Origin of the sequence: Exiguobacterium sp. s142 (assembly GCF_018618455.1) — a bacterium.
Lineage (GTDB): Bacteria > Bacillota > Bacilli > Exiguobacteriales > Exiguobacteriaceae > Exiguobacterium > Exiguobacterium aurantiacum_A.
The window spans coordinates 120,064-133,548 of record NZ_JACSMB010000007.1; the positions used below are offsets into that span (position 1 = coordinate 120,064).

General features: G+C 53.0%; 14 protein-coding genes. 3 read left to right on the forward strand and 11 right to left on the reverse strand.

What is annotated here, in order from left to right:
* Window positions 1–124: 124 nt before the first annotated feature.
* The 11 genes from KNP77_RS08680 to KNP77_RS08730 form a co-directional block, all read right to left on the reverse strand.
* Window positions 125–616, reverse strand: coding sequence for a JAB domain-containing protein (locus KNP77_RS08680; protein ID WP_070327699.1), 492 nt, complete (start codon window positions 614–616; stop codon window positions 125–127).
* A 23-nt stretch (window positions 617–639) separates the two neighbouring features.
* On the reverse strand, window positions 640–1,227 hold the full coding sequence (locus tag KNP77_RS08685; RefSeq protein WP_236634128.1) for a Maf family protein: 588 nt from the start codon (window positions 1,225–1,227) through the stop codon (window positions 640–642).
* 137 nt (window positions 1,228–1,364) lie between these two features.
* Entirely contained in the window at window positions 1,365–2,072 is a 708-nt protein-coding gene (locus KNP77_RS08690) for a hypothetical protein (RefSeq protein ID WP_214890093.1), read from the reverse strand.
* Complete coding sequence (pilM, locus tag KNP77_RS08695; protein ID WP_131469517.1) at window positions 2,069–3,670, reverse strand: pilus assembly protein PilM; 1,602 nt, start codon at window positions 3,668–3,670, stop codon at window positions 2,069–2,071. The genes KNP77_RS08690 and pilM overlap by 4 nt, the downstream gene beginning before the upstream one ends.
* A gap of 12 nt (window positions 3,671–3,682) precedes the next feature.
* Window positions 3,683–4,435 (reverse strand): prepilin peptidase, encoded by a 753-nt coding sequence (locus KNP77_RS08700; RefSeq protein ID WP_214890097.1) that lies wholly within the window; start codon window positions 4,433–4,435, stop codon window positions 3,683–3,685.
* Window positions 4,436–4,520: 85 nt separating this feature from the next.
* On the reverse strand, window positions 4,521–4,991 hold the full coding sequence (locus KNP77_RS08705) for a prepilin-type N-terminal cleavage/methylation domain-containing protein (protein ID WP_214890101.1): 471 nt from the start codon (window positions 4,989–4,991) through the stop codon (window positions 4,521–4,523).
* A 140-nt stretch (window positions 4,992–5,131) separates the two neighbouring features.
* A complete protein-coding gene (locus KNP77_RS08710) occupies window positions 5,132–6,349 on the reverse strand; it encodes a type II secretion system F family protein (RefSeq protein ID WP_070327704.1) in 1,218 nt (405 codons plus the stop codon).
* A 4-nt stretch (window positions 6,350–6,353) separates the two neighbouring features.
* Window positions 6,354–7,391, reverse strand: coding sequence for a type IV pilus twitching motility protein PilT (locus tag KNP77_RS08715; protein WP_214890104.1), 1,038 nt, complete (start codon window positions 7,389–7,391; stop codon window positions 6,354–6,356).
* Between the two features lie 4 nt (window positions 7,392–7,395).
* Entirely contained in the window at window positions 7,396–9,054 is a 1,659-nt protein-coding gene (locus KNP77_RS08720; protein ID WP_214890112.1) for a GspE/PulE family protein, read from the reverse strand.
* A 1-nt stretch (window position 9,055) separates the two neighbouring features.
* Window positions 9,056–9,337 carry a hypothetical protein gene (locus KNP77_RS08725; RefSeq protein WP_131458820.1) on the reverse strand — a complete coding sequence of 94 codons (282 nt, stop codon included), beginning with the start codon at window positions 9,335–9,337 and terminating at the stop codon, window positions 9,056–9,058.
* Window positions 9,334–10,560, reverse strand: coding sequence for a G5 domain-containing protein (locus KNP77_RS08730; protein WP_251139000.1), 1,227 nt, complete (start codon window positions 10,558–10,560; stop codon window positions 9,334–9,336). Before KNP77_RS08730 ends, KNP77_RS08725 begins: the two co-directional genes overlap by 4 nt.
* Window positions 10,561–10,718: 158 nt before the next feature.
* On the opposite strand from KNP77_RS08730, the gene KNP77_RS08735 reads away from it, so the two are divergent.
* The 3 genes from KNP77_RS08735 to KNP77_RS08745 are packed head-to-tail and all read left to right on the forward strand — an operon-like array spanning window position 10,719 to window position 13,385.
* On the forward strand, window positions 10,719–11,183 hold the full coding sequence (locus KNP77_RS08735; protein ID WP_131469511.1) for a type II secretion system protein: 465 nt from the start codon (window positions 10,719–10,721) through the stop codon (window positions 11,181–11,183).
* On the forward strand, window positions 11,122–11,685 hold the full coding sequence (locus KNP77_RS08740; RefSeq protein ID WP_236635482.1) for a prepilin-type N-terminal cleavage/methylation domain-containing protein: 564 nt from the start codon (window positions 11,122–11,124) through the stop codon (window positions 11,683–11,685). The genes KNP77_RS08735 and KNP77_RS08740 overlap by 62 nt, the downstream gene beginning before the upstream one ends.
* A gap of 20 nt (window positions 11,686–11,705) precedes the next feature.
* Window positions 11,706–13,385, forward strand: a complete 1,680-nt coding sequence (locus tag KNP77_RS08745; RefSeq protein ID WP_214890114.1) for a hypothetical protein — start codon at window positions 11,706–11,708, stop codon at window positions 13,383–13,385.
* The last annotated feature ends 100 nt before the right edge of the window (window positions 13,386–13,485 follow it).

Below are 13,485 nucleotides of genomic sequence, written 5' to 3' on the forward strand. Positions count from 1 at the left end.
TTGCATGTCGGAGTATTAGAGTAGGCACTTCAAGGCGTTACCCTATCATTTTACCTATCGAGTGAAGAGTTCACGACTCTCTTCCAGTCTTTTGACTTTCAGACAGCGTGCGTAACCTTTTCAGTTACGAACGTGTCGCACGATGGTTATGCACAGCGATGAAACACGCTGCCGACAGCTTGAGCGCTTCGCGGAAGACGTCGCGCGGATGAACAATCGACGAATTCAACCCGCCGACGAACAACGTCTTGCGCGCGATCAATTGGTTTTTCGTGTTTAAGTACAAACAGACGAAATGTTCTTGATTAAGTAGCCGGAGCTCATCACGCAGCAGCTCGTACGCGTCCTGCGGCGACCGGATCGTCGGCATGTCGACTTTCGGCTCCTCGACGTAACGGATGCCGATCGTGAACGCCGCGAGCAACTGCTCGGCTTTCTTCTTCGTCATCCCTTCAATTTGACAGAGGTCGTGCACGGACGCCTGTGACAGCGCCCGAAGCGTCGGATATACATCTGACAACCGCCGGGCCGTCGCCTGCGGGTCCCCGCCCCGTCCACCGATTTGAAGCAGTCTGGCAATAGCGGATTCAACACTTCGGTCGAGCACCATAGTCATTCCTTCACCTACTCTCGCATCATTCACAGAAAGCGCGGCGATACCCCGTGACGCTCGAGCGTCTCGACGAGCGGCCGGAGCGGGAGGCCGACGACGTTATAGTAATCCCCTTCGAGCCGTTCGACGAACAAACCGCCCGACCCTTGGATCCCGTAGGCACCGGCCTTGTCATACGGCTCCGACGAATCGAGGTAGCCGTCGAGCCAAGACTCCGGGATGTCGATGAACGTGACGTGCGTCGTCGTGACGAACAAGTCGTGCCGGTCTGGTCCGATGATGCTGACGCCAGTGAGCACTTCATGGGTCGCCCCTGACAAGTGCTCGAGCATCCGGCGTGCATCATCGCGATCGTTCGGTTTCTCTAAAATCGTTCCGTCTAGGACGACGACCGTGTCCGACCCAATCACAATCGCGTCGCGGTTGTCCCGGGCGACGTCCATCGCTTTCTCACGGGCGAGACGTCCGACGTACTCGTCCGGATGCTCACGTCCGTCAGTTCCTTCGATGACGTTTGACGGGATCACCTCGTGCAAAATGCCAGCTTGTTTCAACAACTCGGTCCGCCGCGGCGACATCGAGGCGAGGATGACACGTTTCTGTGTTGTGTTCATTGTATCGACTCCTTCCATACTTTCGAAACGGGCTTCCTTGCCGTTTCACGCTTCTCTGTTGATTGTAGGCAAAGCGTCACCCGAACACAATCCAAGCCGCCAAAAAAAACGCCCCTTCTTTTCGAAGGGACGCTCGTTTACGGTGTAGTGTAATCGTACACCGGGATATCTTTTCGTGGGAACGTCTGCGTCGGCACGTAGCGGTCCGGGACGAGTTGATCGAGGTCGGGCCGGTAAAACGCATCGAGTTCGACCGTGAAGTCGAGCGGTGCGGCCGGTTCGGTCGTGTTCGGGCCCGTTTCGGCAGGTCCAGTGAACTGGACGGTCCGCAAAATGTGGATCCGGTTCATCGACTCGACCGACTCGAGGAAGAGGACGAGCGCCTCATACGTCTCCGCTTGGAGCGACACCGTCGAGCGGACGGACGAGGCGTTGACCGGTGTGACCTCGACCGGTTCAGCCGGTTCGGCCGTCTCGCTCACATCGTTCGGTTCCGGTTCGGTGATCGGTTCCGGCACTTCCGATTCGGCGATGAGTCCGTCCGCGAAAGCGATGCTCGTCACGCGCACGTCAGACAGCTGGCTCGCTTGCGATAACGTCTCGACGACCGTATCGAGCGCCGGCTCCGTCGGGACACGTGTCTGCAAGCGCTGCGAGTCGGCGACGTCGACGACTTCGCCTTCTTGGCGCAACAGTTCGAGCTTCGTCTGTTCGAGTGACAGCTCGCGCTCGAGCGCCTTCAATTCACCTTGGTTGATAAAGTACTGGTAGCCGAAGTACGACGGGACGGCGATGGCTGCGAACAAACAAATTGTAAAGATCAAATAAATCGTTGAACGTTTCATTCGCTCACCACCTCCTCATCTTCCTCGGGTTGTTCCGTCTCGCCTTCAGGCGTCTCAGGTTCGGCATCGATGAACGTGAACGTAAACTCTCCGATATAGCGTGGGAGCGGCTCATCTGACGCATTGAGAACCGGTGTTCCCGTATCCGTTTCCGCGTCTTGGTCCGCTTCTGCTTTCGTCTCGGTCGTCACGCCGAGCAGTTTGACGTTATCGAACCGTGGATCGTTCAACAACGCTCGTTGGAACGCGTTCAAGTCAGGTAACGTCTCAAACTGGGTCCGGACGCTCATGAGCGAACCGTCGGCGTAGTTGTACGTCAAGACGTAACCTGTCGGCGGCAGCTGTTCGGTCAGCGCACGGAGCGCCGGGACCGCCTGCTTCTCTTCAGTCGTCAGCGCGGTCACTGTCTGCTCGAGCGAGATGACTTGCTGACCTTTCGAGTTCACTTGTTCGGTCTGGTAGATGCGGACGAGCTGTAACTGTTCGTTGACTTGTGCTTTGTCCTGTCCGATCCCGTTCACTTCATAATAAAGATAGCCGGTCAGTCCGCCGCCGATCAATAAGGCGGCCAGACTCGCGACGATCGGCCAACGCAGCGTCACGTCGGTCGCATTGATGAAGTTGGCGTCATGGTCGCGGTCGAGCGTCGCCATCCCGAGAAGCGGCAACATCTGATGGGTTAGCGGCGTCGCGTGCGACAATGGCAACGGGTCATCGATGCGTTTGATCGGGACCATCGATTCCAGTTCGATCGTCCGGACGAGGTCATCGAGTTCAGGGACCGTCCCGGAGATGATCAGTTCGTCGATTGGCCGTCCGTCCGTACGAAGCGAGTAACGGTAGAAATCGAGGAAACGGGCGAGTTCATTCAACCATTCATCGGTCCGATTCGCTAACGCCTCGTTTGAGCCGTTGAACGTATATGTAACGATGCCGTCTGTCGTGTCGGCACGATACGATAAGTCATTCTCGATGGCACGGATGAAGCGGACCTGCCCTTCCTCGAGGACGAGTAGTTGGTGCGCGAACGGTGTCACGTGCCACAATAGCGTTGACTTGAGCGGGTCGAGCGTCTCGAGTCGAGACACCCCGTTCGCGATCGCAATCGGACGCGGGACGATTTTTTTCAAGGCGAAGCCGCGTTTCTTCATGTAGGCGCGGATCGCTTTCGTCAAATCGACCGAGACGGCGTGCAACATGACCTCGGTCTTCATGTCCGTCTCACCGAGCACTTCGTAGTCGAAGGCGACGTCGTCGAACGGCAAGATGATCGAGCTGCCGATCTCCATGAACAAATAGCCACGGATCTCGTCTTTCGGAATGTTCGATGGAATCTCGACTTTGCGGGACAGCACTTCCGTCTCCGCCATATCGACGGCGCACACCATCCCTTTTCTTACTTTTATTTTACGGCACAACTCGTCAAAGGCGAGTCCGAACGCGTTCTCGTCTTGAATCAAACCTTCCGCATAGGCACCTTTCGCCAATTGGACGGAAGCGCTTCGTTTAAAGACGCCTTGTTTAATCACGGCCCCGTGGATGCTGAGCGCATCGAACGAGAAGTACGCGACCGTTCCTTTCTCTATAGCCCGGCTCATGCTTGTTTCCCCCTACATCAAATCAAAATACCAATCAAAAAAACGTTCGCTGAACCAAAACGTCAGCATCGTACCGAGTGCGATGGACGGGACGAACGGGATCGGTTGCTTGCGGCCGATCCGTTTCAGTCCGATGAGCAACAGTCCAACGACTGCTCCGATCAAGCTCGCTAAAAATAAGGCGACCAATACGTCACGTGGTCCGAGCACGAGCCCGATCACTGTAAATAGTTTGACATCGCCGGCCCCAAGTCCCCCTTTTGAGACGAAAAAAACGGTGACGAGGACAGAAAATCCGAGCGCCGCCCCGGCGAGTGGGCTCCACCACGTCGCTCCGGACGCATAAGCGAGGATGAGTAAGAGTGGCGCCGCAAATAGAAGAATCACGTTCGGCACGAGCATCGTCGACAAATCTGACATCGCCAGCGCGAGGAGCGTCGATAAGAAGACGAACGCGAGCAGCGTCGTCCCGGAGAAGCCATACAGCCAAAAGCTATAGCCGTAACCGACCGCCCCGAGCAGTTCGAACAGCGGGTACGTCGGCGCGATCCGTCCGCCACAGCCGCGGCACTTGCCGCGTAACAATATGTAACCGAACACCGGGATGAGTTCCCAAGCGGACAAGACGTGTCCGCACGACGGACAATGCGACCGCGGCGTCACGATCGACTGCTTGCGTGGCACGCGGAGCCCGACGACGTTTGTGAACGAGGTGATGATCATCCCGAGCACGATGCTGTAAATGAGTCCAATGAGGTCAACCAAAACTGGTCACTTCCTTACTTGTAAGTATATGCCAAAAATAGAAAACCGGCTAGGCTGAGCGAGAGCCCAGCGCCAGCCGGAAAGATTATTGCGGTGTAATGACAGTTCTTTTAAGTCCGCTTTCAGGGATTGGAGCTACATCTGTTCCAATTGTTTTAACTCCATCTAAAAATACAGAATAAGTGTAATTACTTCCACTTACTGCAACTGTAACTACAGCTGCATCGTATACTGAATCTCCGTAAGGATCTTTCATAGAGTCAATGTATGAACTTGCATCTATAGTACCATCTGCAGCACCTTTAAAGTTTAACTTAGTAGTCGCGCTAACAGGATTTGATGCTACGTAAAGTTTTGCAGCATTAACCATTTGTTTAGAATCTGATACCATCGCATCTTTACGCGAGTTCTCGATAATCCCACCGATCGCTACAACGGCGATGGCTGCGATAATTCCTAAAATAACGACGACGACGAGCAACTCGACGAGTGTGAGTCCGCGCTCATCTTTCAATTGTTTGGCATCTTGCCAAATCATTTTCATTTTTTCTAACATGGTTGATTCTCCCCTTTTGTGTGTTTTACTGTATTTTGTGCTGGATTCATTACATAAGTACTAGGACTAGTAGAACAATTTTACTATACATTCAAAATATAGTGTTGAAAAGTAGTTTATATGCATAAACTAAGAATTTTCTACTGATTTTGGATGTCGCCGTAAATTTGGAACATCGGGACGACGATGGCGATGACGATGACCCCGACGATACTGGCCAACACGACGATCAACAGCGGCTCGATGATCGACTTCAACCGGTCTGTCGTCGTCTCGACCTCGGTCTCATAAAACTCGGCGACTTCGTTCAACATCGAATCTAAATCCCCGCTCTCTTCGCCGACGGCAATCATTTGTGTCATGAGCGGCGGGAAGTTCGGGTTCCGTTCGAGCGGTTCGTGGAGCGGGATTCCTTGCGCCATCATATTGCGCGCCTGCCCGAGCCCTTTACGGATAACCCGGTTCGAAACGATCTTCTCCGTGATCTCGATCGCTGACAAGATCGGCACGGCCGCTTGTAACAAGACGGCCAAGCTTCGTGTCAAGAGCGCGATCTGGGACTTGAGGACGATCGGACCGAAAATTGGCATCTTCAGCAACAACCCGTCAATCAAGAACCGTTCTTTGTCGCGCTTTAACATCCACGAGAACAGGAGAACGCCGAGCAGCGCGCCACCGAACAGCAACCACCAATAGGCGGCGACGAAGTCCGAGACGGCGACGACGATCCGGGTGATGAGCGGGAGCTCACCACCGAGCTGTCCGAAAATGCTCGCGAACGTCGGGACGACGTTCACCATGAGGAAAGCGACGACGCCGATCGCGACAATCGAGACGACGAGCGGATACGTGAGTGCCGAGATGACTTTACGTTTAATATCGTACTGTTTCTGAAGCTGCAGCCCGATCTGGTCGAGCGCTTCTTCTAAGTTACCGCTCGCCTCACCCGCGAGCGCCATCGAGCTAAAGAAGTTCGAGAACACACGCGGATGTTTTTTGATCGCTTCCGAGAAGGCGATCCCTTCTCGAAGGTCGTCCTCGACTTGGCTGAGCGTCTTCTTCAACAGCTTCGACTCCGTCTGGACGCGCAAAATCGACGTCGCCCGGACGATCGGGACGCCGGCCCGGATGAGCGTGGCGAACTGACGGACGTACATGATCAAATGTTCGATCTTGACGCGTTCCGGCAATAAGTTGACTTCCGTGTTCAGTCCGGTCGACTCGAGTTCGGACAAGTCAGTGACGAGAATCGACTCTTGCCGAAGTTTATCTTTGGCTTCCCGGAGCGACACGGCGGTGATCCGCCCTTTCTTGCGCTTCCCGTTCAGCAATTTTCCTTCGTATTGAAAGATGGCCATAGTCTCACCTCATTTCTTCGCTTGGCACGGCGCTTGGATTGATGACCCCTTGACGAATCAGCTGTTCGATCGACATTTCCATCGATTGCATCCCGTTCTGCCGGTTCGTCTGGATGACGGTCGGGAGCTGAAACTCCTTCTCGTTCCGGATCAAGTTGGCGACGGCTGCGTTCCCGATCATGATCTCCATCGCCGCGACCCGACCCTTCGGCACGTCGACACGCGGGAACAGGCGCTGACTGACGACCCCAAGCAATACGTTGGCGAGTTGGGTCCGGATTTGGTCTTGTTGTTCGGCCGGGAAAGCGTCGATGATCCTGCTGACGGTCGACATCGCACTCGACGTATGGAGCGTCGCCATGACGAGATGACCGGTCTCAGCGGCGGTCATCGCCGTCGAGATCGTCTCTAAGTCGCGCATCTCCCCGAGCAAGATGACGTCCGGATCTTGACGGAGCGCCGCCCGGAGACCGTTCACGAACTTCATGACGTCCGATCCGATCTCCCGCTGGTCGACGATGCTCTGATCGTGCGTGTGTAAATATTCGATCGGGTCTTCGAGCGTGATGATGCGTTTTCGCTGCGTCCGGTTGATCTCATGGATCATCGCCGCGAGCGTCGTCGATTTCCCAGACCCCGTCGGTCCGGTCACAAGGATCAACCCGTGTGGTTTCTCGATGAGCCGCTTGAGCACCGGCGGTAAATTGAGCTCGTTCAACGTCGGGATTTCCCCGGAAATAGAACGAAACGCGATGGCGATCGTGCCACGTTGATAGTAGGCGTTAACGCGGAAGCGCGACACGCGGGGCACACCGAACGAGAAGTCGAGGTCGCGCTGGATCTCAAGGCGGCCTCGCATCTCGTCGGTCATGATTTCCTGCAAGTATCCTTCGATGTGGACGGGGAGCACTTTCTCCTCGCCCATCGTGATCAGACTGCCGTCAATCCGGAAAATCGGTGGCGAACCGGCGGTCAGATGAATGTCTGAGGCACGTTGTTCGACCGCTTTCGTTAAAATCACTTCGATTGATTGATGGATCATAGATTCACTCCGTTATGACTGTTCTCAGTATTTCCTCGGTCGTCGTCAAACCTTGAGCGACTTTCTCGAGACCGTCGGCGAGCAAGAACCGGGCACCGGATCGCTTCGCTTGCTCGACCATCTCGGCCTCGGTCGCTTGGTTCATGATCAAACGACGCAACTCTTCATCAATCGGCACGACTTCATGGATGGCGAGTCGCCCACGATAGCCTGTAAAGTTACACGACGAGCACCCGTTTCCGCGGATGACGCGTGTGATCGCCACATGTTCGGCGTCGAACAGTTCTTGCTCCCGTTTCGAGACCGGTTGCTCATGACCACAGTCGCGACAGACGCGGCGGACGAGGCGTTGGGCGACAAGGCCGGACGTTGAAGCCGCGACGAGGAACGGTTCGACCCCCATATCGACGAGGCGGGTGATCGAACTGATCGCCGAGTTCGTATGGAGCGTCGATAAGACCAAATGTCCGGTGAGCGAGGCCCGGATCGCAATCTCGGCCGTCTCGGTATCCCGAATCTCCCCGACCATGACGATGTTCGGGTCTTGGCGGAGGATCGAGCGGAGGCCGGAAGCAAACGTAAGCCCGACTTTCGCATTGACTTGGACCTGATTGATACCGTCAAGTTGATACTCGACCGGATCTTCGACTGTGATGATGTTCTTCGACTCGTCATTCAATTCTTTGAGCGATGCGTACAGTGTTGACGATTTACCCGAACCGGTCGGCCCTGTGATCAAAATAATGCCGTTCGGCCGCTTCAACATGTCGCGATACAACATCTCGTTATGGTCGCCGAACCCGAGTTTCGTCAAGTCGGTCAACCCTTGTGAAGAATCGAGCACCCGGATGACGATCTTTTCGCCGTACATCGTCGGGAGCGTCGAAACGCGGAAGTCGTATGGGCGATCGCGTAGCGTGTACTTGATCCGACCGTCTTGAGGCAGCCGACTTTCCGTGATGTCTAGATTACTCATCACTTTAAGTCGCGTCAGCATGACGCTTTGAATTTTCTTTGGATAAACCGCTTCTGTCCGTAAATCACCATCGACGCGGAAGCGGACGTGTAGTTGCTTCTCATGTGGATCGAAATGGATATCTGACGCCCGTTGATCGATCGCGCTCAAAAACAACTGGTTGACGAGCCGAATGACCGGGGCGTCGTCACGTGACGCCGTCTCTTGCCGTTCGAGCTCTGGGGCCTCTTCTTTTAAAATCTCGATGAGCGAGGCGTCCATCTCGTAATACCGACTGATCGTCTTCCGGATCTGTTCACGCGTCGCAATGCCAACCTCGATATTCATCCCGGTCTGCAGCCGGACGTCATCAATCGCAATCAAATCAAGGGGATCCGCCGTCGCAATGAATAGCGTGTTTCCCTGTAATTCAATCGGCATGATGTCGTGCTTTTGGGCAATCGCTTTTGGCACGAGTTTTGTGACGGTCACGTTAATGTCTTGCGAATATAGTGCGATGACAGGCACGTCTAGTTGTTCATGAAGCACTTGAATCAATTGTGTCTCGGTCAAATAGTGCAACCGCATGAGTGCATCGCCGAGTTTTTCGCCTCGCCGCTTTTGGGCGAGCGCCTCGTCGAGTTGCTCGTTCGTAATCAATCCAGCCTCGATCAACATCTCGCCCAATCGTTTTTTCGTTCGTCTCACCTTACTTCACCATCCTCTGAGGTACCTCCTGCTCGACGTCTCGCTGTTCAATGAAGACGCTCAACGCTGCGCCGCCCGCTAAACCAATGACGATGAGGAGCCAAGCCCACCACGTCCGTTCAAGCGATTCCGCATACAGCGTATACATACCGAGCGATAACACGGCCACAAGTACCGACACGACGAGTTTCGTTTCGCGCTTCCGTACGTATGGGATCGACAAGGCAAACAGCGTCAACGTGGCCAGCACCCAAAAGGCGAGCAGTATTACATATCCGATCATCCGACTGCCTCCTCGCTAGACGCCGGGACGTCCTCGTGCACCGGCGGTTGCTCTTCGATTTCATTCAATCCGTCATTCGTTTCATCGTCATTAAATGGGTCGTCGTCCAGTGTTTCGTCCGGGAATGTCGGAATGACCGGTTCAACCGGCTCAGGCGGCGGTAACGGGACTGAACTTTTCGTCACGATCTCCGGCACCGGCTCATAGAAGTCATGACCTAACAGTTCACGCGTCTCGCCTGCCTCGGTGACACGGATGCGATACAACTTCCCTGACTCTCCCGATTGACCCGATTGCGTCACCGAAGAGCTTCCGGCCGGGAGGGATGGGGAGAAGCGGATCACGTTCTGATACGGGACAGTTGCTACTTCTTCGACCCGCGATTCGTACGCACCGTCGAACGTCTCCCCGAGCAGTTGCACCGTCATCGCGTTCCCTTCTTCTAGCACGATGATAGCGTAAGACGATTGCTCCGTGTTTTGGACGGCGAAGTTCGAGCCGGCATCAACTTTGACGTCGTATCCAAGCTCGATACCGCTCGGAAGTACTTCATGCGGGACACGCTCGAGCACTTTGAACGGAGTTGCCGCAAACAATTTATAGAGCGGCGAGCCGAGCGTGGTGAGTGCTTCGAAATCTTCACCGAACGACTTCAAGCTGAATATGTCGCCTGCGTTCATTTCAAATCCGTTCATCCGCTCTAACGCCGAGCGCATTGCCGGCGTCGGACTGACTGTCATCGACGCGACGACTTCGTTCTCTGCCGCGACCGTTTCAAGGGCGACGTTCGAATCGAGCTTAGACGCTGAAGCGACGAGCGGTGGCGTCACCATCGTCATCGTGACGGGTTGGTTTTCTAAGTACGGGGCGATTCGCTCTTCATCGATTGATGTAATGAGCGGATAGTCCCCTGGTCCAGGTATGTCTTCGAGCGTGTCGTCGATGTTGAATGATACGACGTCTTTCCCGACTTCGAGCGCCGTCCCGTCGACGAGCGTCACCATGAACGGTACATTTGTAAAGTCTTTGACGGCGTTGTCGAGGCGGACGACCGCCTCTTCTTTCGTCATCCCCGATATGTCGATCCCGGCGACACGCGTGTCTTTATATGTAGCACTTGTCTTCGCTGACGCGTCGAGATAGTTGACGAGCCCGATTGTCGGTAACGACACGAGCAACACAAGACATGTCAGGATGAAAAAGTGCATCCCATATTGCTTCATTCCAATTCCCCCTATGTAAAAAACTGAGACTTTCGATTTACTATCCGTTCGTACTCTAACTTTAGTATAATATGCATTGGACATAAATTAACATTTATTTAGGTAATCATACGCTTTTTTCCTAGTATTTTATTATATTTGAAAAGGAGGTCAATGCGTTGGCCCGTTCCGAAAAAGGTTTTACGCTCGTCGAAGTACTCGTGTCAATCGTCATTTTATCGATTGTTTCGTTCTCCTTATTAAACATATTCAGCCAAAGTCTGAAGACGACGAATGATAGTCTGAGTACGACCATCGCCAACCAAGTCGCTCAAAACGCACTGCATACATTAGATCGACGAGCCTCAGCTGTTCAAGAAACGCTTGACTTGAATAAACTGTTGAATCGAAACGGCGTGAGTTCAGAATGTGATTTTTGTTCTGATTATCGGATTCATGGTGAGACGTACGTCGCTACCATCTCCCAATTGTCAACGCTGCCGCCAAATACAATCGAAGTCGAGATTTCCGTGACGACCGATCGACTCCGAACACCTGTCACGTTGAAAGGAGTGATTTCGAATGCAACGTTACGCGAGCCGTTCCCTGAAACGGCTGTCCCAGAAAGTGAACTCGTTCAGTAAAGCATCCGAAGGTTTTACGCTCGTCGAGCTTCTCGTGACTGTCGTTGTCGCCGCGATTTTAAGCGGTGTCATCATCACTGCCTTCATTTCAGGTACGCTCGGTTTTCAATTGACGAACGAAACGAGCGAACTGCGCAGTGAAGCCGATTATTTAGTCACGTCCATCCTATCCGAAGTCAACCGGAGTGAATTTGATGCCGTCACCGAAATAAATGACACCTACCAATTCCACCAACTATCCGAACCTCGCATCTCATCGACTGGGATGATTTATCGGGAAGCCGGATACGAACCGATCAGCTTGAACTTATCAGCAGATTCATACGTGCCGAGCAACCCGAACGTCTTGTTAGATGATATTTCAATTCAACTGATCGAGCCCGTCTATGATCCACGGCGTCCGGACTATATAACGAGCGGCTTGATTGAAATCGAGATGAACCTATCGTTGAAGGCAAATCCCGATTCCATTAAAACGTTTAAAAGCTCGATCCCATTTTGAGAAGAAAGGAGGCACCACTTATGCATAAACGAGAAGAAGGCTATGTGCTCGTACTCGTACTCGTGACGATGGCCGCGCTCGCCGTCTTATCGCTCGCTGCCATGCAAGTGAACTTGGTCACGAATAAGCTGACGGTCATCCGCACGGAAGATACGCAGCTGAACGAAGACGCAAAAAGTGCGCTCAATCTGATTGCGGCGGATGTTCGAAATCGTTTCCCACTTCATGACGCAAATGATGTACCGGCTCATATGGAATCGGAGTCCGCTTTTAATGACGCGATTCAAGGCGCACTCGTCTCAAACGAACCGTTCCTTAATCTCCCGAGCGAGAGCGACAGCGAGAGCGACAGCGAGAGCGACAGCGAGATCAACTATTCAATTCAATTAAAAGAGAATGCGGACGCGAACCTGCTCGATACTGCACCGTTCACGAAGATTTTACAAGTAAACGTCGTCGCGAGCCGACAGACGAATCCTGAGCAACCGCTCCTGTCGGTCGAATACACACAAGACCTTTATTTGACGGCTCTGCCCGCGTTTTTGTATTACGTACTCGGGTCGGACGAGCAGTTGACGGTGAACGGAATGCCGACCGTTAAAGGAAATATGTATTCAAATGGGCCGCTTACATTCATGAGAGATGCCAATTATCAACTTGGTCCCAATCGATTCACTATTAAAAACGTTGATTCAAGTCTGTTGCATTTGGATGGCCGAATCGATTTGTCGGATCAAGGAACATGCGCGAGTTGCCAACAAAAAAACTATTTCACTGCTGGAACAGAACGGGCTGGCGAAATGGCAGATGCGGGAGTCTCACCAAGTAGCTTTTCCCCATTCCAATATGACTATTCAATCATCGAATTTTTGAATCGTCGTCTCGATACCCCGCTCGCTTACACGAGCAACGTCGACTCTAAAATTTTTGAAGAGGGATTGGTTGCTTCGACCGATCAAGTCTTCGAGCTCGAACGGGTTTTATCGGAAGATGGTTCATCAATTATCGAGCGACCGACTTCATACTTACGGGCGGATGCTTATAACGCTTTAAACGCTCCGACCATTTTGACACTACCTTCAACCCTGTCAGATCGCGCCATGTATGTCACCGAGTCCATCACCGAGTCAAGTGCTCCTCTTTTATTAGATGGGGACGTCGTGATTGAATCGCTCGACAAACTAACGATTGCTCGACCATTGATCGTACGAGGAAACTTGACGATTAGGGGGAACGTATCCTTTAATTCGACCGTATATACACTCAAGGACACGTTCATCGATCGTGCCAATATCCTTCCAATCGATGCAGAGAGTGGGAACTCCCTTATCCTCTTGTCAAAAGGCAAGATTTTGTTGAACCGGATTAACGAGTTCGATGACACGCCGACAACACTTCAGGCGTTCATGTATAGCGACTCCGGAGAAGAAACGAAAGTATATGCGGTAGGTTCCATCCTCGAAGTGAATGGAGGACTTTATAGCAGAGGACCGCTTGTCGTGAACGTTTTCCGCGGTTCTTTTGAACAAGGTGACGGTTTGACCCCTCTCGAATATTTCGACCGCCAAGTACCGGCGCATGCGGCCAGTCAATCTCGATTGAAATTGACGTATAACGATGCCGTATTCAATCAGCTCGAAACGTTACCGGTCACGAACCAACTCCAGTTCTTTGTCAGTCATCCTGTACAAATTAAATAAGCGAGAGGCCGTGATATGCTCCCTCAAAAGTAGACAGGTTAAAAAATATAACCTGTTTTACTTTTGAAGGGAGTTTTTTGTGTGGCTCAAAAACGCTATT

Coding starts and splice junctions, on each gene's coding strand:
- KNP77_RS08680 (WP_070327699.1), bottom strand. CDS start 616: ATGACTATGGTGCTCGACCGAAGTGTTGAATCCGCTATTGCCAGACTG.
- KNP77_RS08685 (WP_236634128.1), bottom strand. CDS start 1,227: ATGAACACAACACAGAAACGTGTCATCCTCGCCTCGATGTCGCCGCGG.
- KNP77_RS08690 (WP_214890093.1), bottom strand. CDS start 2,072: ATGAAACGTTCAACGATTTATTTGATCTTTACAATTTGTTTGTTCGCA.
- pilM (WP_131469517.1), bottom strand. CDS start 3,670: ATGAGCCGGGCTATAGAGAAAGGAACGGTCGCGTACTTCTCGTTCGAT.
- KNP77_RS08705 (WP_214890101.1), bottom strand. CDS start 4,991: ATGTTAGAAAAAATGAAAATGATTTGGCAAGATGCCAAACAATTGAAA.
- KNP77_RS08710 (WP_070327704.1), bottom strand. CDS start 6,349: ATGGCCATCTTTCAATACGAAGGAAAATTGCTGAACGGGAAGCGCAAG.
- KNP77_RS08715 (WP_214890104.1), bottom strand. CDS start 7,391: ATGATCCATCAATCAATCGAAGTGATTTTAACGAAAGCGGTCGAACAA.
- KNP77_RS08725 (WP_131458820.1), bottom strand. CDS start 9,337: ATGATCGGATATGTAATACTGCTCGCCTTTTGGGTGCTGGCCACGTTG.
- KNP77_RS08730 (WP_251139000.1), bottom strand. CDS start 10,560: ATGAAGCAATATGGGATGCACTTTTTCATCCTGACATGTCTTGTGTTG.
- KNP77_RS08740 (WP_236635482.1), top strand. CDS start 11,122: ATGCAACGTTACGCGAGCCGTTCCCTGAAACGGCTGTCCCAGAAAGTG.
- KNP77_RS08745 (WP_214890114.1), top strand. CDS start 11,706: ATGCATAAACGAGAAGAAGGCTATGTGCTCGTACTCGTACTCGTGACG.